At 68.3% G+C, this 17252-nt stretch carries 16 protein-coding genes; 8 read left to right on the forward strand and 8 right to left on the reverse strand.

Features of this window, described 5'->3' with window-relative positions:
- Position 1: 1 nt before the first annotated feature.
- Positions 2-1264 carry a flavin-dependent oxidoreductase gene (locus CGZ93_RS08780; protein WP_094363749.1) on the reverse strand — a complete coding sequence of 421 codons (1263 nt, stop codon included), beginning with the start codon at positions 1262-1264 and terminating at the stop codon, positions 2-4.
- 1 nt (position 1265) lies between these two features.
- Positions 1266-2576 carry an MFS transporter gene (locus CGZ93_RS08785; protein WP_229117313.1) on the reverse strand — a complete coding sequence of 437 codons (1311 nt, stop codon included), beginning with the start codon at positions 2574-2576 and terminating at the stop codon, positions 1266-1268.
- A 127-nt stretch (positions 2577-2703) separates the two neighbouring features.
- Between CGZ93_RS08785 and CGZ93_RS18875 the strand changes: the two genes are divergently transcribed.
- Together CGZ93_RS18875 and CGZ93_RS08795 are read left to right on the forward strand one after the other, a co-directional pair.
- Positions 2704-3114: a VOC family protein gene (locus CGZ93_RS18875; RefSeq protein WP_171195897.1), complete on the forward strand. Its 411-nt coding sequence runs from the start codon at positions 2704-2706 to the stop codon at positions 3112-3114.
- A 183-nt stretch (positions 3115-3297) separates the two neighbouring features.
- Positions 3298-3480, forward strand: a complete 183-nt coding sequence (locus CGZ93_RS08795; protein ID WP_094363752.1) for an MmcQ/YjbR family DNA-binding protein — start codon at positions 3298-3300, stop codon at positions 3478-3480.
- 198 nt (positions 3481-3678) lie between these two features.
- Here CGZ93_RS08795 and CGZ93_RS08800 read toward each other — a convergent pair whose 3' ends face one another.
- Positions 3679-5730: a DNA gyrase/topoisomerase IV subunit B gene (locus tag CGZ93_RS08800; protein ID WP_229117336.1), complete on the reverse strand. Its 2052-nt coding sequence runs from the start codon at positions 5728-5730 to the stop codon at positions 3679-3681.
- Between the two features lie 288 nt (positions 5731-6018).
- Between CGZ93_RS08800 and CGZ93_RS08805 the strand changes: the two genes are divergently transcribed.
- Together CGZ93_RS08805 and CGZ93_RS08810 are read left to right on the forward strand one after the other, a co-directional pair.
- Positions 6019-6231, forward strand: coding sequence for a DUF7455 domain-containing protein (locus tag CGZ93_RS08805; RefSeq protein ID WP_407643938.1), 213 nt, complete (start codon positions 6019-6021; stop codon positions 6229-6231).
- Positions 6232-6412: 181 nt separating this feature from the next.
- Complete coding sequence (locus CGZ93_RS08810; protein WP_094363755.1) at positions 6413-7276, forward strand: DUF2382 domain-containing protein; 864 nt, start codon at positions 6413-6415, stop codon at positions 7274-7276.
- A gap of 87 nt (positions 7277-7363) precedes the next feature.
- Here CGZ93_RS08810 and CGZ93_RS08815 read toward each other — a convergent pair whose 3' ends face one another.
- The 5 genes from CGZ93_RS08815 to CGZ93_RS08835 form a co-directional block, all read right to left on the reverse strand.
- The gene (locus tag CGZ93_RS08815) at positions 7364-8362 is read right to left on the reverse strand and encodes an LLM class flavin-dependent oxidoreductase (RefSeq protein ID WP_094363756.1); all 999 of its coding nucleotides are present in this window, start codon (positions 8360-8362) and stop codon (positions 7364-7366) included.
- Positions 8363-8390: 28 nt separating this feature from the next.
- A complete protein-coding gene (locus CGZ93_RS08820; protein ID WP_094363757.1) occupies positions 8391-9422 on the reverse strand; it encodes a DUF4185 domain-containing protein in 1032 nt (343 codons plus the stop codon).
- A 9-nt stretch (positions 9423-9431) separates the two neighbouring features.
- Positions 9432-10889 carry an RNA polymerase sigma factor gene (locus tag CGZ93_RS08825; protein ID WP_094363758.1) on the reverse strand — a complete coding sequence of 486 codons (1458 nt, stop codon included), beginning with the start codon at positions 10887-10889 and terminating at the stop codon, positions 9432-9434.
- Positions 10890-11051: 162 nt separating this feature from the next.
- Positions 11052-11408 carry a universal stress protein gene (locus CGZ93_RS08830; RefSeq protein WP_094363759.1) on the reverse strand — a complete coding sequence of 119 codons (357 nt, stop codon included), beginning with the start codon at positions 11406-11408 and terminating at the stop codon, positions 11052-11054.
- Positions 11405-12871 carry a glutamate-cysteine ligase family protein gene (locus CGZ93_RS08835; RefSeq protein WP_094363760.1) on the reverse strand — a complete coding sequence of 489 codons (1467 nt, stop codon included), beginning with the start codon at positions 12869-12871 and terminating at the stop codon, positions 11405-11407. Before CGZ93_RS08835 ends, CGZ93_RS08830 begins: the two co-directional genes overlap by 4 nt.
- A 100-nt stretch (positions 12872-12971) precedes the next feature.
- Between CGZ93_RS08835 and CGZ93_RS08840 the strand changes: the two genes are divergently transcribed.
- The 4 genes from CGZ93_RS08840 (at position 12972) to CGZ93_RS08855 (ending at position 17245) form a co-directional block, all read left to right on the forward strand.
- Positions 12972-13745, forward strand: a complete 774-nt coding sequence (locus CGZ93_RS08840) for a thioesterase family protein (protein ID WP_229117314.1) — start codon at positions 12972-12974, stop codon at positions 13743-13745.
- Between the two features lie 220 nt (positions 13746-13965).
- The gene (locus CGZ93_RS08845; protein WP_141211149.1) at positions 13966-14232 is read left to right on the forward strand and encodes a hypothetical protein; all 267 of its coding nucleotides are present in this window, start codon (positions 13966-13968) and stop codon (positions 14230-14232) included.
- Positions 14211-14579: a hypothetical protein gene (locus tag CGZ93_RS08850; RefSeq protein ID WP_094363762.1), complete on the forward strand. Its 369-nt coding sequence runs from the start codon at positions 14211-14213 to the stop codon at positions 14577-14579. The genes CGZ93_RS08845 and CGZ93_RS08850 overlap by 22 nt, the downstream gene beginning before the upstream one ends.
- Positions 14576-17245, forward strand: coding sequence for a hypothetical protein (locus CGZ93_RS08855; protein WP_094363763.1), 2670 nt, complete (start codon positions 14576-14578; stop codon positions 17243-17245). Before CGZ93_RS08850 ends, CGZ93_RS08855 begins: the two co-directional genes overlap by 4 nt.
- Positions 17246-17252 lie beyond the last annotated feature (7 nt).

Below are 17252 nucleotides of genomic sequence, written 5' to 3' on the forward strand. Positions count from 1 at the left end.
CTCAGTCGCTGCGGGGCGTCATCGGCGGGGTCGAGTTCAGCTGCTCGATGTCGAACCCGGCAAGCCGCTTGTAGTGGGCGGCGATCTCCACCCGTTCGGCCATCGGGAGCACCTGCTCCAGGTCGGCGTAGCCGTCGGGCGCGCGTTCCTCGACCAGGTCGAGCACCACGTCGGCACCCTCGGCCCGGTGGGCGGTGACCAGCCGCGTCATCGGCGGTCGTCGCGCCTCGTCGTACGCCCGCAGCGCCGCGTCGACATCGGTGGTGCGAGAGAGCTCCAGTGCCAGCCGCCGGCCGTCGAGGATCGCCTGGGCCGCCCCGTTGCTGCCGATCGGGTACATCGCGTGGGCGGCGTCGCCGAGCAGCACGACCCGGCCGAAGATCCAGCTGGGCAACGGTTCCCGGTCGCTCATCGGGTATTCGAAGATCTCCCCCGAGGCGTGCACCAGCTCGGCGATCGGGGGGTCGGCGATCTGCCAGTCCTGGTAGTGGTGCAGGAAGTCCTCGGCGCGTCCGGGTCGGTTCCAGTCCGCCGAGAGACCCTCGGGTTGATCGTGCAGACCGATGTTGGCGATCCAGTTCAGCAGCTGTCGTCCGTCGGCCTCGTGCCGGATCGGATAGCTGACGAACTTGCGCCCTTTCAACCCGGCGATCACCATCGCGTTCCCACCCAGGAAAGGATTCCCGACCGTGGTGCCGCGCCACAGCACGTGCCCACCCCAGCTCGGACCCCCCTCGTCGGGGTGCTGCTGGCGGCGTACCGCGGAGTGGATGCCGTCGGCGGCGACGATCAGGTCCGCCGATACCGCCGGGAGTGGGGCGCCGTCCGGGCCCACCAGCTCGGCCCGCGCCCGCCGACCGTCCTCGGTGGTCTCGGTGCGGACGACTCGTTGTCCGGTGTAGATCGCGTCCGGCCCGAGCCGCTCCAGCACCGCGTCGCGCAGCAGCAGCTGCAGCGCGCCGCGGTGGATGGACACCTGCGGCCAGTGATAGCCGGCCGCCAGACCGCGCGGCTCCTCCCACACCTGCTCGCCGCGGCGGGTCAGGTAGACGAGCCGTTCGGTGCTCACCCCGATCTGGAGAATCCGGTCCAGCAGGCCCAGGTCGGCGAGTTCCTTGCCTGCGTGCGGGAGCAGGTTGATGCCCACCCCGAGCCCGCGGACCTCCCGTGCTGCTTCGTGAATCGAGCAACCGATCCCGGCGGCGTGCAGGGACAGGGCCAGCGAGAGCCCACCGATCCCGGCACCGATGATCGCGACCTGCATGTCAGACTCCCTCCCGAACCGACGGCTCGTTGGTGGGGGGCACGCGGTCGTGGGTCACCCCGCTGATCCGCAGCGGCCAGAACACGGCCAACCCCAGCAGCAGGGTGAGCACGATCCCGAGCAGGCCCAGACGTACCCCGAACAGGGCGGTGAACAGCGCCACCAGCGCCGGGGCGAGGAAGCTGACCGCCCGCCCGACGGTGGCGTACAGGCCGAACACCTCGTTCTCCTCCCCCGGTTCGATGATCCGGGCGAGCAGCGTGCGCGAGGAGGACTGGACCGCGCCGACCATCGACGAGATCACCACCCCACCCACCCAGAAGAAGAGCTTGGCCGGGACCAGCACGATCACCACCCCGGTGACCACCATCGCGACCAGCGTCACCAGGATCACCGGCCGCGGCCCGATCCGGTCGTCGACGATCCCCCAGACCCAGGTGCCAACGGCCGCCGCGACGTTGGCCGCCAGACCGAAGAAGAGCACCTCGGTGCTGGAGAACCCATAGGAGGTGGCGGCGATCACCCCGGCGAAGGTGAACACCGCCGACAGCCCGTCGCGATAGATCGCTGAGGCGATGAGGAAGTGCGCCATCTGCCGCCGCCCGCGCAGCAACCGCACCATGTCGGCGTACGCCTGCAGCGGGTTGAAGCGGGACAGACGTTCCCGGGGCAGCGCGGGCGGACCGAGGAACATCACCGGTACCGACATGATCAGCAGCCAGGCGGCACAGAACAGCGCGATCCCGCGGATGTTGAGCGAGTCCGCCTCAGGCAGTCCGAGGGCGTTCTGCACGAACCCGATCGCCGCGACGACCAGGCAGATCACCCCACCGAAATAGCCCAGACCCCAAGCAGTGCCGGAAATCCGGCCGATCGTGGCCGGGGTCGAGATCTGGGTCAACATGGCGTTGTAGAAGATCTCGGCCATCCCCTGGAAGACCTGCGCACCGGCGATCAGGCCGGCACCGAGGAACAGGTACTGGTCCTCGGGTCGGACGAACCAGCACGCGGCGATGCAGGCGACAACGAGCAGCGTGAGGACCCCCAGCACCGCCTTGCGGTTGCGTACCCGGTCCCCCCAGGCGCCGACGACCGGTGCCGCGAGCGCGACCACGATCCCGGCGACGGTCTGCCAGTTCGCGAACACCTGTTGGCCACGTTCGTCGTTCGCGGCGACCGCCTTGGTGACATAGACCGAGAACACGAACGACAGCATGACCGTGTTGAACGCGTTCGACCCGAAGTCCCACAGGCACCAGGAGATGACGGTACGCCGAGGGCTGCGGGCGGGCGCGGCGGCAGTGGTGCTCACGGCGACAGGCTATCCGGCGGCGGTCCCGGGGACGGGCGACACTGCCGCAAGATTGGAGAAGTCGGTCTCTCCAGTGGTGGTTAGCGTTGTGCTCATCACCGAATCCGAGTCCCGAAAGGAACCGATCATGCAGACCTACCTCGCCCCCTACGTCCACTTCCCGACCAACTGTGCCGCCGAGGCGTTCGCCGCCTACGGCAAGGTGTTCGGCGTCGAGCCGGTGATCCTGCGTACCAAGGACATGCCCGGTGACGACAACGCCGAGGGCATGCCCGAGGACATGGTGATGCACGCCCAGCTGAAGACCGACCACTTCACCATCTATGGCTCGGACGACTGCATGAACACCCGCACCCCGATCCAGGGTTTCGAGCTGTGCATCTTCGCCGATGACTCCGAACAGGTCCGCGACTGGTTCGACCAGCTCTCCGCCGAGGGAGCCACCGTGCACGTCCCCCTGGACAAGCAGCCGTGGGGGGACACCTACGGCCAGTTCACCGACCGCTTCGGCCTCACCTGGGCGTTCAACCTGAGTTGATTGCGCGCTCCGCGGGATCAAGCTCCCACGTGATCGGGCATCCGAATGTTTCATCGGTCGGATGCCCGATCATTTTCGGGGCATCACGCCGCGAGCCCACGGGACACTCCCCTTGCTGCCAGAGTCCGACTGGCAGGCTGGGGTCATGGCTGAGCGACCGCCGGTGCCCGCGGAGATGATCCAGTGTCTGGACGCGATCCTCACCTCGGCGAGCCGTACTACCGAGCCGGCTGGGGCAGCAACGTCGTCGGGATGATCCTCGGCGACGGCACCGACTGGACCGAGGTCGCCGAACTGCTCACCGACTCCTACTGCCTCCAGGCCCCCCACCACCTCGCCGCCCAGGTCCACCGCCCCGAGGGCTGACCGACCAAGTGATCAACTCGCCAGAACTCTGATCAGAGGGAGCGTCCCCCGGGCTGAGTTGCGGAGCCCGAGGTTGAAATCCGCTCACCTCCGCAGGCTGTCTGCCCGCCCGCACGCGGATTTCAGCCGAAGCGACGCAACTCAGAGCGACCGTTCGCGCGCGGAGCGCGCAATTCAACCCGCAGTCGCACAATTCAGTCACGCATCGATCTGCTCGGCGTCGATGGCGTACGCCCCGTCGACGATGAACTCCTTGCGTGGGGCGACCTCGTTGCCCATAAGCATCTCGAAGGTGGTCTCGGCGACGGCGGCGTCGTCGACGGTCATCCGACGCAGGGTGCGGTGCAGCGGAGACATCGTGGTCTCCTTGAGCTGGTCGGCGTCCATCTCGCCCAATCCCTTGTAACGCTGGGGTTCTTTGAACGCGATGTTCTTCTTCGTCAGCTCCGCGGTCTTGCGCTGATACTCCGCATCCGAATAGGTGTAGAGATACTTCTCCATCCCCTTGCGCGGGTTGGTGATCTCGAAACGGTGCAACGGCGGCACGGCGGTATAGACGCGGCCGGCCTCCAGCAACGGTCGCATGTACTTGAAGAACAGCGTCGCCAACAGGGTGCGGATGTGCGCCCCGTCGGAATCGGCGTCCGCCATGAAGATGATCTTCCCGTAGCGGACCGCATCGAGCTCGAAGGTGCGTCCCGATCCCCCGCCGACGACCTGGATGATCGAGGAGCACTCGGCGTTCTTCAACATGTCGCCGACCGACGCCTTCTGCACGTTGAGGATCTTGCCGCGGATCGGCAACAGGGCTTGATATTCCGAGTTGCGCGCCCGTTGCGCGGTGCCGAGGGCGGAGTCGCCCTCGACGATGAACAGCTCACACTTGTCCACGTCGTTGGAGCGGCAGTCCTTCAGCTTGGCCGGCAGGGTGGACGACTCGAGCGCGTTCTTGCGGCGCTGGGCCTCCTTGTGGGCCCGTGCCTGGACGCGGGTACGCGAGGCCGAGACCACCTTCTCCAGCACGGTGCGGGCCTGGTGTTTGACCGCCGCCTTGTTGCTGGACAGGAAATCCCCGAGCTCACGCTCGACCACCTTGGCCACCAGCCGCGACACCGCCGGCGTACCCAGCACCTCCTTGGTCTGCCCCTCGAACTGGGGCTCGGCCAGGCGTACCGTGACGACCGAGGTCAGCCCTTCGAGCACGTCGTCCTTGACGATCTCCTCGCCCGACTTGAGCAGCCGCGTCCCTTCCAGCGCCTTGCTGAGCGCCTTGGTCATCGCCCGTTCATAGCCGGCGACGTGGGTGCCGCCCTTGGGGGTGGCGATGATGTTCACGAACGACTTGGTGGTGGTGTCATAGCCGTGTCCCCAGCGCAGTGCGATGTCCACCTCGACGTCGCGGTCGACGTCGGTCGGGGTGAGCGAGCCGTTGTCGTCCAGCATCGGTACGGTCTCGGTGAACTCGTCGCGGCCCTGCAGTCGGATGACCTCGGTGAGCGGCTGATCGGCGGCCAGGAATTCGCAGAACTCGGAGATGCCACCGTCGTGGCGGTGCACCTCCTCGACCACCTCGTTGCCGCGTTCGTCGCGGACCGAGATCGCCAGGCCGGGCACAAGGAAGCTGGTCTGCCGGGCCCGCCCGGTGAGCGACTCCAGGGACAGGGCCGCGTCCTTGAGGAAGATCTGCCGGTCCGGCCAGTACCGCACCCGCGTGCCGGTTGCCCCGCGTTTGGCCCGGCCGAGCTTCTGCAGCCCACCGCCGGGGGTGAACTTCGCGTTCGGTCCCTCCCCGTCGAAGGTGCCGGGGATGCCGTGCTTGAACGACATCCCCCAGGTGGTCGAGCTGCGGTCGACCTCGACGTCGAGTCGCGACGAAAGCGCGTTGACCACCGAGGCGCCGACCCCGTGCAGGCCGCCGGTCGCGTTGTAGGAACCGGCGCCGAACTTGCCGCCGGCGTGCAGCTTGGTGAACACCACCTCGACCCCGGAGAGCCCGGTGCGCGGTTCGACGTCGACGGGGATGCCGCGGGCGTGGTCGGTGACCTTGATGCTGCCGTCCTTGGCGAGCACCACCTCAATCTCGGTGCCGAACCCGCTCAGCGCCTCGTCCACCGCGTTGTCGATGATCTCCCACAGGCAGTGCATCAGCCCCTTGGTGTCGGTGGAGCCGATGTACATGGCCGGGCGCTTGCGGACCGCCTCGAGTCCCTCCAGCACCAGCAGGTGCCGGGCCTCGTAGTCGTGGCCCACGGCACCGGTCTTCTTGGCGGTGCGGGAGCTGCTTTGGGTGGCTGTTTCTGACACCCCGGCAGGCTACCCGCAGCGGCGGCGTACGCCCGGGACGCGCGCCGTGCCGAAGCGGCTCTGCGACTCGCCACGCCCGGAACCTGGAAATGGGTCTGGATCTGGCTCGAACGGCGGGTACGCTCGGCCCCAAGCTCCACTCGTGGGGCCACGGGGAACCCGGTTGGGAACCGGTCGGGAACCGCGGAACAAACAGCACCGTCGAGGTGTTGCTCCCAGTGCCCGACCACGGACATCGAAAGTGAGGCCAACGTGACCACCACTGTCATCGACCCCAGTCTCAATGCGGCTGATCGTTGCGACCGCTGCGGCGCCCAGGCCTACGTCCGCGTCACCCTCTCCGGTGGCGGCGAACTGTTGTTCTGCAACCACCACAGCAAGCAGCACGGGGACAAGCTACGCCAGGTGGCCCTCAACATCCACGACGAATCAGAGAAGCTCAGCTGAGCTGTCCGCATCAAGACCCACGGCCCCGCACGCTGAGCGTGCGGGGCCGTGGTTTTTTCTGCTCACGGCCCCCGGGCCAGCCAAGCCCGGGGCCCGACCCGGTTTCGAACGGCGCGTTCCTGGGTAACACACGTGTTGGGGCCGGATGACCGGTCCTCATCGCAACCGAAAGGATCCCAGCATGCGGAACCACTCCGCGGCCGACCTCCAGCGTTCCACGGTCTACGACAACGACGGTGACAAGGTTGGAAAGGTCTCGCAGGTCTTCCTCGACGACGCCACCAATGAACCGACTTGGGTGACCGTCAACACCGGGCTGTTCGGCCTGAACGAGAGCTTCGTGCCCGTCGCCGGCGCCCGTCTGGACGGCGACTCGCTGCACGTCCCCTATGACAAGAAGCAGATCAAGGACGCGCCCAACTTCGACCCGGAGCACCACCTGGACGCGAGTGAAGAGCGGGCCCTGGAGGACTACTACGGTGGCCATTCGACCGGGGGTCGGGCGACGGATCGGGATGCCACCACCGGCGTGGCCGAGCGCGGCGGGCGTGACCATGACCGGGACACACGCCAGCACGAGCGCGTCGCCGACCGCGATCACGACCGCGGGCACGACCGCGGGCACGACCGCGGGCACACCGGTGATTCCGAGTCCATGGTGCGGCGCGAGGAGGAACTGCGCGTGGGCACCGAGTCCCACACCGCGGGCAAGGCACGCCTCCGCAAGCACGTGGTCACCGACACCGAGACCGTCGAGGTCCCGGTGAAGCGCGAGGAGCTGCACGTCGAGCGCGAGCCGATGTCGGATGCCGAGGCCAAGCGCGGCGGGAAGATCGGCGACGGCGGCGAGGAGCAGGTCGTCACCCTGCGCGAGGAGCGCGCGGTGGTCGACAAGGAGGTCGTCGGCAAGGAGAAGGTCAAGCTCGGCAAGGAGACCGTGCACGACACCGAGACCGTCACCGAGGACGTCCGCAAGGAGAAGATCGACCTGGACACCGACGGGAAGACCGGTGGGGACAACGACGGTCGAACGAACCGTCGCTGATCGACCCTGACAACGGGAACGCCCGGCCGCAGCGCGCGGCCGGGCGTTCTTGTTCGTTCAGCTGGGCGCCACACCCAGGATGCTGTCTCACCAGCGGGCAGCGACCTGCTCAAGCGTGCGCGACTTTGTCTCCGCGGCGAAGGTGGCGCCGGCGACCATCAGTTCCTGGACGCCGGTTTCCTCGGTCAGCCGCTTCAGTCGCGCCACCACCTGGTCGGCCTCGCCCACGAACTTGGTGGCGGGCAGCTGACGGAGCAGCGATTCCTCCAGTTCGCTGAATCCGCGCTCGGCGGCCTGCTCGGGCGGCACGATCGGCTCACGACGGTTGGCGCGCATGCCCAGCGCCATCACCTTGGCCGGACCGGCCAGGAATTCGGCCTCCTCGGCGGTGTCGGCGGTGATCACCGAGGTGCACACCATGCCGTAGGGCTCCTCCAGCACCGGCGAGGGCTTGAAGTGGGCACGATAGGAGTCGAGCACCTGCACCGGGTCGAGCTGGCCGAAGTGGTGCGCATAGCAGTAGGGCAAGCCGAGCAGCCCGGCGAGCTGCGCGGCGTAGCCCGAGGAGCCGAGCAACCAGATCTCCGGGTGGGTGCTCGCGGCCGGGGTGGCGGCCAGGTGCTCGGCCAACGGCTCGGGCAGACGGTTGTCGCCGAGCCACGCCATCAACTCCAGCAGGTGTCGCGGGAACTCGTCGACGCCGAGCCCGTCGGGGTCACGGCGCAGGGCGCGCGCGGTCACCTGGTCGGTGCCGGGAGCGCGGCCGATACCGAGGTCGATCCGGCCGGGGTGAAGCGCCTCGAGCATCGCGAACTGCTCGGCGACCACGTACGGGGCGTGGTTCGGGAGCATCACACCACCCGAGCCGACCCGGATCCGCTCGGTGGCGCCGGCGATCGCCGCGATCAACACCGGCGGGCTCGTCGAGGCGACCGAGGCCATGTTGTGGTGCTCGGCCACCCAGAATCGGCGGTACCCGGCGGCGTCGGCCCGTTGGGCGATGTCGACGGTACGCCGCAGCGCGTCCGAGGAGGTGGCACCCTGCGCCACGTGGGCGAGGTCGAGGACCGAGAGTGGAATGGCCATGATAGGAGCAACCCCGTGGGCCTGCGTGCTATTCCGCGGCGGTGATGGTGCTGCGCATCAGGAACACGTTGTAGGGGTCCCACTGCGACATCAGCCAGTAGATGCTGTCGCCCTCCAGCGCCCACGGGTGCAGGAATCCGCCATAGAGCCCGGGATGGTCGACGCCGCTGGCCAGCACGTGCCCGTCGTCCCACGGCCCGGTGATCTCCGGTGCGGTGCGCACCAGGATCGCCGCCTGCGACTCGTCCAGGTGCACCGCCAGCCAGCGCCCGAGCCCGGCGTGGTACTCCACCGACAGTTCGCCGACGTTGCCGCCCAGCAGCGGCGCCGCGCGACCGCTGCGGCGTACCCAATCCCTGCCGTCGAAATAGCGATAGCTCGGCACCTGCGCGACCCGATCCTTTGGCGTCCGGGCGAGGTACGCCGGGCCCCAGCGCCCGTTGGTGGTGCCGAACAGGTAGACGTGGGCGTCATCGGCGGGATCAATGGCGAAGGAGCCGATCTGGAACCGGTTGCTGCCGAACGGGTTGGGCCAGCGGCCGGTGATCGGCTTCTGCCAGGTCCGCGCGTCGTCCCGCGAGACCGCGATTCCGGCCTGGAAGGTACGCCATCGCCCGGCGGGCTGCCAGAGGAGGATCGACATCCAGTGCACGTAGTGCACCCCGTCGACGGTGACCCCGCTGTTCGGGATCAGCGTGTGCTCGGGAAACGGCACTTTCGGTACATTCAGCCGGTTGCGTCGGATCGCCTGGGTCGCCCCCGGGCGGCTCGCCCGGGCCAGAAACCGCTCCAGGTGCATCCCCTGCTCGAGGTCGGTGCTGCTGGAGGACAGCAGCGTGTTGGTCCGCCAGTGCGCCTGCTTGGGGCCGGCCCCGTGACCGCCCCAGCCCTCGCCGTAGGTGTCGCCGAACATCACGAACACCCGGTCCCGTCCATCGGCATCGGGTCCGGCGTCCCACAGGATGCCCAGGTCGGTGCCGTGGATGCCGAACCGTTCACCGGTCGCGTTGATGGAATCGACCCCGGTGATCTTGTGCAGCAGGGTGGTCTCGATCTGCATGACCGGCTGTCAGTCCAGGTAGTCCCGCAGCACCTGCGAGCGCGACGGGTGACGCAGCTTCGACATCGTCTTCGACTCGATCTGGCGGATCCGCTCCCGAGTCACCCCGTAGACCTTGCCGATCTCGTCGAGGGTCTTCGGCTGTCCGTCGGTCAGCCCGAAGCGCATCGACACCACCCCGGCCTCGCGCTCCGACAGCGTGTCCAGCACGTCGTGCAGCTGCTCCTGCAGCAGCGTGAAGCTGACCGCATCCGCCGGGACGACCGCCTCGGAGTCCTCGATCAGGTCACCGAATTCGGAGTCCCCGTCCTCACCGAGCGGGGTGTGCAGCGAGATCGGCTCGCGGCCATATTTCTGCACCTCCACGACCTTTTCGGGGGTCATGTCGAGCTCCTTGGCGAGCTCGTCGGGGGTGGGTTCGCGACCGAGGTCCTGCAGCATCTGCCGCTGCACCCGGGCCAGCTTGTTGATCACCTCGACCATGTGCACCGGGATCCGGATGGTGCGCGCCTGGTCGGCCATCGCCCGGGTGATCGCCTGCTTGATCCACCAGGTGGCGTAGGTGGAGAACTTGTAGCCCTTGGTGTAGTCGAACTTCTCGACCGCGCGGATCAGACCCAAGTTGCCCTCCTGGATCAGGTCCAGGAACAACATGCCGCGCCCGGTGTAGCGCTTGGCGAGCGACACCACCAGGCGCAGGTTGGCCTCCAGGAGGTGGTTCTTCGCGCGGCGTCCGTCCTCGGCGATCCACTCGTAGTCGTCCTGCTCGGACGCCTTGACCTTCACCGCGTCGTCAGCGATCCGTTCATCGGCGAACAGGCCCGCCTCGATGCGCTTGGCCAGCTCCACCTCCTGCTCAGCGTTCAGCAGGGCGACCTTGCCGATCTGCTTCAGGTAGTCCTTGACCGGGTCGGCGGTCGCGCCGGCCGCCATCACCTGCTGCTCGGGCTCGTCGGCGTCGTCGGCGTCCGACAGTGAGAAGCCCTGCTGCTCCTCGGTCAGCTCCTTCTCCTCGGCGGCCGCCGCCTCGGGCTTGAACTCGGACTCGTCCACATCGTCCAGGGTCCGCTTCTTGCCCATGGTCAGGACCAGGTCACCGCCGTCGATCTTGGCCTCGACCTCGCCCTCCTTGACCTTGCTCAGCACCTCCTCGGTGGTGGGCTCGGTGTCCTTGGCGGCCGCCTTGCCGCCGCCGGTCGCCTTCTTCGCGGGAGTACGCCCGGCCGCGGCCTTCTTGGTGGCGCTCTTCGCGGCACTCTTGGCCGGCGCCTTGGCGGCGGCGACCTTGCTGGTGGCGGTCCTGCTGGCGGCGGTCTTGCTGGCCGCAGCCTTCTTCCGCGCCGGTGTCTTCGCCGCCTGCCCCCGCGCCGACGACTTCCCCTCCTCGGCATCGGCCGAGACCGCGCTCGCCCTGCTGGCTGCCGCTGCTACCGCCTGTGAAGGATTTCGCTCTGCTGAGGGCGTCACAAATACCTCTTGCCTCGTCTGTCGGTCGGTCTCTGTCTGGCCAAGCGATCGACTTCAGGGCGCAACAAACAACGCCGGTGTCAATGCCTGCACTGTGCTCATTCTGTCACGGTGGGCCAAATGGCCCTAATCCGGGAACCGCCCGGACCCTCGCACGGACGCTCAGTCCGGCGCCTTCACGGCGTGCACGGGACAGCCCGCGTCGAGCAGGATCCGTTGGGCGTTCAGCCCGAGCAGCAGCTTTCCGGTCGGCGAACGGCGCCGCAGTCCGATCACGATCGCCTCCGCCTGCTCGGCCTCCGCCACCTCGATCAGCCGCTCGGCCAGCAGCCCGGCCTCGCTGGGCGCCAGCACCTGGTACTCCAGCCCGGGCAACCGGGAGAGCGTCTCGGCCGGGTCGTCCTCGGGGGTGTTCGGCACGACCAGGAGACGAGTGTTCCGCAGCCGCGCCTCCGCGGCGGCGTGGGCCATCGCGGCCGCCCCCTCGGGCCGGGTGGAGAACCCCACCACGATCGTCATCGACTCAACTCCCACTCGTGCACAGGTTGACCGGTTCGCTGCAGGGCCAGGTAGTCCTGGACCATGCCGCGCAGGGCCTCCTCGCGAGTCTCTCCCGCACGTTCCCGTGCCTTTACCGCGGCAGTCTGCCACGTGGCCCCGTTCACGCGAGCCATCGCGCGCTGTTCGATCACCCCGAGATAACGGGTGACCTCCGCGGCCTCCACGCCGAAGGACTGCAGTCCGGCGGCCGCGAGCGGCAGCAGATGTTCGAGCACCAGAACCGGGGCCGGCACACTGCCCAACCCGGGCCAGACCAACTCCGCCTCGATCCCCAGCCGCTGCCCCGCGCTGAAGTTGTCGCGCGCCACCGCGAATCCCTCTTCGGACCAGGCCGAGTGCTCCTGCTCGGCCAGGGCGCGCGCGAGACCGGCGTACAGGGCCAGGTTGGCGATCATGTCCAGCGAGGTCGGTCCGGCCGGCAGCACCCGGTTCTCGATCCGCAGGTGCGGCGCTCCCCCGGCCACGTCGTAGACGGCCCGGTTCCAGCGATAGATGGTCCCGTTCAGCAGGTTGAGTTCCCGCAGTTCGGGGACGCCGTCGGTCTCCTCCGCCTCCTCGCTGAGCTCCGGCAGCAGCGGCCGATAGCCCGCGTTCTCGGTGAACAGGTCCAGCACCGAGGTGATCCAACGCTCGCCGAAGAACACCCGCGGGCGCTCGCCGCTGCGGACCCGTTCGGCGGACCGGTCGTCGGTGGACTGGTCGAACACCGCGATCCGGCTCTCGGCGTACCCCAACCGGCCGGCGAAGAAGGGCGAGTTGGCACCCATCGCCAGCTGGACCCCGGCGATCGCCTGGGAGGCGTTCCAGTAGGCCGGGAACTGGCTCGGGCCGACCTGCAGGTGGATCTGCTGGGAGGTGCAGGCGGCCTCGGGGGTGATGCTGTCGAAGCTGATCCCGGCGGCCAGCTCGGTGTCGGGCAGCTGGATCCGCACGTCGCCGCCGCGCAGTCGGCGCAACTGTTCGTCGAGCACCTTGTAACGGGGCTCGTCGACCAGCGCGTCGGCGGTGAGGTCGTCGGCGGTGAGGGTGGGCAGGATGCCGATCACGGCCAACTGGGCGTTCAGCCCGGAGGCGCGCTGGTCGGCGTCGTTGAGGGCGCTGCGCAGGGTTTCGTAGAAGGCGGTCAACCCGGTCGGGCCGAGCTGGCGCGGGGGCAGGTTCAGCTCGATGTTGAAGTGGCCGAGCTCGTGCACGAACTGCGGGTCGTTGATCGCCTTGAGCACCTGGTCGGCCAGCGGTACCGGAGCCGCCTCCGGGTCGACCAGGTTGATCTCCAACTCCATCCCGGCCCTCGGGTGGGCGAGGTCGAACGGCCACTGTTCGAGCAGTTCGGCCAACTGGCGCTGCTGCTGCGCCACCCGGTCGGCGTACGCCTCGAAGTCCGCTTCCGAATAGTCGGTGCGAGAGATCTGCTCACCCATGGTCACATCCTGTCCGTAGCGCGAGGAAATTCAACAGGCCGACCCGCCTCGGCGGCGCCTGCCGCCCACCAGTGGGCGATCAAACCATAGGGTGTGCAGCGTGACTGAGGCGTACTACCGGCAGGTGTCCGAGAACGTGTTCGAACCGACCGCGCAGGTCGAGGGCGCGTGGTCCGACCAGGAACAGCACATGGCGCCGGTCGGCGGGCTGGTCACCCAGGCGCTGGACACCCACCAGCCGCGACCCGAACTGCAGCTGGCGCGGGTCAACTTCGAGATCCTCGGGCGGCTGCGACGCGCCCCAACCGAACTGGCGGTGGCGGTGGTACGCCCGGGTCGCACCATCGAGTTGCTGCAGGCGGTGGCGCGCATCGAGGGTCGCGAGGTGATCCGGGCGAACGCCTGGCGGCTGCTGCGTGGCGACACCAGTGCCGTCGCCGCCACCGACGACCCCCCGCTGCCTGCGCCGGACGAGTTCCCGGTCTGGGACTCCACCGCGTTGTGGCCCGGTGGCTACATCAACTCCCTGCTGATCCGCCGGGACCCGGCCAGCCGCGCCGGGCGAGGACGGTGCTGGGTACGCAGCGACAGTCAGCTGCTGGCGGACGGATCGACTACGCCGACAGCCCACTTCGTGCGGTTGGTGGACACCGCAAACGGTGTGGCCACACGAGTTCCGCCGAGCGAGTGGCTGTTCCCGAACACCGATCTGACGGTGCACCTCTACCGGAATCCGGTCGGCGACTGGGTCGGTTTCGACACCAGCGTCAACTTCGGCCCGAGCGGGGTCGGATTGACCTCCTCGATCCTGCACGACGAGCAGGGCCCGGTGGGTCGCGCCGAGCAGATCCTGACCGTCCGTCCGCGCGGCTGACCCGGCCGCGTCTCACTATTCGGACATTTCGAGCCGGTCAACCTACGGCTACGTAACCGGTAGTCGGCGCGCAGTTCGGGATGGCGGGACCAACCTGAGGGTTCCCTGATCGAGCAACTCGCCGACACCTGACCCCTATGCAATTACTCATCAGTATCGTTACTGTGCCGTAACCCCGGATTCCAACCGGGCCCGGTTACCCCCGCACGATGGAGTGAGGATGCTGAAACCGCTTGTCACAGGCGTGATATTGGCGATTGGGGCGGCGCTCGTGCTGCTGCTCGGTCACGATTCCGATCTGGAGTACGCCGCCCTGCTCGGCGCCGCCCTGGGTGGCGTACTGGGCCTGGTCCATCCTGAGAAGGGGCTGGGCAAACTGGTCGGCTCGGTGGTCGGATTCTTCGTCGCCTGGGCCGGTTTCGCCATCCGCGCGGCCTCCTGCCCGACAGCACGGCCGGACGCGCGGTGGCCGCGGCCGTGGTGCTGATCATCTGCGCCCTGGTCGCCGGGATCTCCCGCGATCGGGTGCCGCTGTGGTCCACCCTGCTCGGCGGAGCCGCCCTGGTGGCGGCCTACGAAACCACCCATCGCAACGCCCCGGCGCTCTTCCTGACCGAGTCGCCGCGTGCCGCCAGCACGATCGCACTGGCCGCCGGGGTCGGCGTGGCGGTGGCCTCCCTGGCGCAGGCGCTGCTGCCGGGCACCTCCGGCACCGACGCGCAGCGAGAGGAAGACCGCCCCTCACCGTTGGCGGCCCTGCGCGACCGGATGCGGGGCCGCGACCACGACCGACCCACCGAATCGATGGACGACCTGCTGGGAGAGAAGGCATGAGCATCCGCCGACGAATCGCCGCGACCGCTGCGGCCGCCACGGCCCTCGCCCTGGGCTGCGGCCCGCTGGGCGCCACCCACGCCCTCGCCGAGGGGCCGGTCAGCGTGACCAACACCGAGACCGTGCAGGCCTACCTGTCCCCCGAGGGTCAGGTGCAGGAGGCCCGGATCTATGAGCAGATCGCGATGGAGGGCCACGGTCGCGTTGACCTGGCCAACCCGGTGGCGACCGACGGCCTGCGCAACCTCGACGGCTTCGGCGGGGTGCCGGTCCGCGACGGCCGGCTCACCGAGACCCAGGAGGTGGACGGGTCGAAGCGGCTGCGCACCGTTTCCAACTGGGACAAGGAAAAGCTGCCACTGAAGGTGCGGGCGACCTTCTTCCTCGACGGACGCCCGGTGACCGCCCAGGAACTGGTCGGCAGAAGCGGTGAGCTGGAAGTCCGTTATCACGTGGAGAACGTGACCGGCCGCGACCAGACGTTCGTCGTCGACGACGGTGCCGGCGGCAAGGTGACCCGCACCGAGAAGGTGGTGATCCCGTTCGTCGGGCAGTTGCAGACCACCCTGCCGCCGGGTTTCACCGACGTCCGCTCCGGCGAGGCCAACATGGCCGGTGACGGGCGCGGCGGCACGAAGATGTCCTACACGATGACGCTGTTCGGGCCGATCGGTGCCCCGACCGCCGATTTCGGTTACAAGGCGAAGGTTTCCAACGCCTCGATCCCGCCGGCGACGCTGAGCGGACTGCCCGTCAACCCACTGGAGAGCCCGTCGTTCAAGGGTGGCTCGGCGAGCTATGCCTCGGGTGCGCAGTCGGGTCGCGATCTGTCCAGCGGTGCCGCGCAGATCGACGAGAACCTGATCAAGCTGCGCGATGGCGCGAACACGCTGGTCTCCGGACTGATCCAGCTGCGCGACGGCTCGGCGCAGCTCAAGGACGGCACCGCCAAGGCCAAGGAGGGCACCGCCAAGCTGAACAGCGGAGCCGGCGAGCTCGACCAGGGCGCGGGTCAGCTCGACGAGGGAGCCGGCAAACTGAACAACGGTGCGGGTGAACTGAAGAACGGCACCGGCCAGCTCAAGGACGGCGCCGGGCAGTTGAAGGAGGGCACCGGTCAACTGAAGGACGGCACCACGCAGCTCAAGGACGGCACCACGCAGTTCAAGGACGGTACGGGCCAGCTGGTCTCCGGCGTCGGACAGGTGCGGGAAGGGCTCGACAAGATCGACGCGGGGCTTGTGACGATGTACGGGAAGATCGGCGAGATGCCGGAAAAGGTCAAGCCGCTGTATGAGGGCATCCAGAAGCTGAAGGCCGGAATCGGCAGCCAGGACGATCCGAGCAAGCTGCTGGGCGGTCTGACCACCCTGCAGTCCCAACTCAACGACGGCGCCGACGGTCTGCTGCTGCTGGATAAGAAGGTCTACAACCAGGGTGCGACCAAGGATGTGTCCGGGGCGTATCAGAAGATCGACTGCGCGGTAAAGGTCGTCAAGCAGGTCAACCACGGCGGCACGGATTTCGACAAGTTCTGCTATGGCGACAAAGCAGAACTGCTGAAGGCCCTCGGGGCGATCTCGGGTTTCCCCGAATCCAACCCGGTCAAGAAGCAGATTCTGGACAATCTCGCCACCGAACTTGCCAAGGGCCGCGACCAGTTGGCCGATCCGGACAAGATCACCAGCCCGAACGACCCCCAGTGGATCGACGGCCCCAAGCCCGACCCGAAGTCCGCCACCATGCAGCAGGCGTTGACCTACATCGGCGGCCGGATCAAATATCGCGCGGTGCCCGGCATCGACAAGCTGCTGTGTGGCCTCGACAACACCGCCTCGACCCGCACGACCAGGTGCGACCTGCGCCAGCCGGGCCTCCAGCAGGGCCTGACCCTGGTGGATGACGGTGTGCACTCCTTGGTCGATCAGACCGTTGGCAGCGTGCAGAACGGAATCGGGCGCCCCGATCAGATCGCCGCGGACGCGGCCAAGGAGCAACCGACAACCCTGCGCGGCGGCATGGCCAAGCTGAAGGACGGCGGAGGCCGCCTGGCCGAGGGCGCCGGAAAACTCAACGACGGCGCGACCAGGCTCAACGACGGCGCCGGCAAGCTCAACGACGGAGCGAGCAAGCTCAACGACGGCGCCGGGAAACTCAACGACGGCACCGGCAAGCTTGACGACGGGGCGGGCAGGCTGAAGGACGGTACCGGCCAGCTGAAGGACGGCACCGGGAAACTCAGCGAAGGCACAGGACGACTGGTCCAGGGCACCGGCGAGCTCGACTCCGGCATGACCAAGATCGACGAGGGCGCGGGCAAGGTGGCCGACGGCAACAAGCAGGCCTCCGAGAAGGCGCCGGCCATCCCCGACGGGGCGAATCAGCTGCACGAGAAGGGGTCCAGCAAGATTCTCGAGGCGGGCAAGAAGACCGCGGTCGACTACGGCGTACGCTATGCCGCGATCGAGGCCGGTGCCCAGCGTTCCAAGGTCGAGTCGATGCCGGTCGGCGCACCGGCCGGGGCGATGGGACTGACCGCCTATTCGATGGAACTCAAGGGTGCCGACGGCGCCGACGGTGCCAGCACCGGGCGGGGCGCGCTGGGCGCGCTGCTGCTGCTCGGCGCGGGCGCGGCGATGGTGCTGGTGAAGCGACGTCTGGCCTGAGCCGATC

The organism is Enemella dayhoffiae, from assembly GCF_002250625.1.
In the GTDB taxonomy this organism is placed as follows: domain Bacteria; phylum Actinomycetota; class Actinomycetes; order Propionibacteriales; family Propionibacteriaceae; genus Enemella; species Enemella dayhoffiae.

Excerpts from the sequence above, each read along its gene's own strand:
- CGZ93_RS08780 (WP_094363749.1), bottom strand. The coding sequence starts at position 1,264 with ATGCAGGTCGCGATCATCGGTGCCGGGATCGGTGGGCTCTCGCTGGCC.
- CGZ93_RS18875 (WP_171195897.1), top strand. The coding sequence starts at position 2,704 with ATGCAGACCTACCTCGCCCCCTACGTCCACTTCCCGACCAACTGTGCC.
- CGZ93_RS08810 (WP_094363755.1), top strand. The coding sequence starts at position 6,413 with ATGCGGAACCACTCCGCGGCCGACCTCCAGCGTTCCACGGTCTACGAC.
- CGZ93_RS08815 (WP_094363756.1), bottom strand. The coding sequence starts at position 8,362 with ATGGCCATTCCACTCTCGGTCCTCGACCTCGCCCACGTGGCGCAGGGT.
- CGZ93_RS08820 (WP_094363757.1), bottom strand. The coding sequence starts at position 9,422 with ATGCAGATCGAGACCACCCTGCTGCACAAGATCACCGGGGTCGATTCC.
- CGZ93_RS08830 (WP_094363759.1), bottom strand. The coding sequence starts at position 11,408 with ATGACGATCGTGGTGGGGTTCTCCACCCGGCCCGAGGGGGCGGCCGCG.
- CGZ93_RS08835 (WP_094363760.1), bottom strand. The coding sequence starts at position 12,871 with ATGGGTGAGCAGATCTCTCGCACCGACTATTCGGAAGCGGACTTCGAG.
- CGZ93_RS08845 (WP_141211149.1), top strand. The coding sequence starts at position 13,966 with ATGCTGAAACCGCTTGTCACAGGCGTGATATTGGCGATTGGGGCGGCG.
- CGZ93_RS08855 (WP_094363763.1), top strand. The coding sequence starts at position 14,576 with ATGAGCATCCGCCGACGAATCGCCGCGACCGCTGCGGCCGCCACGGCC.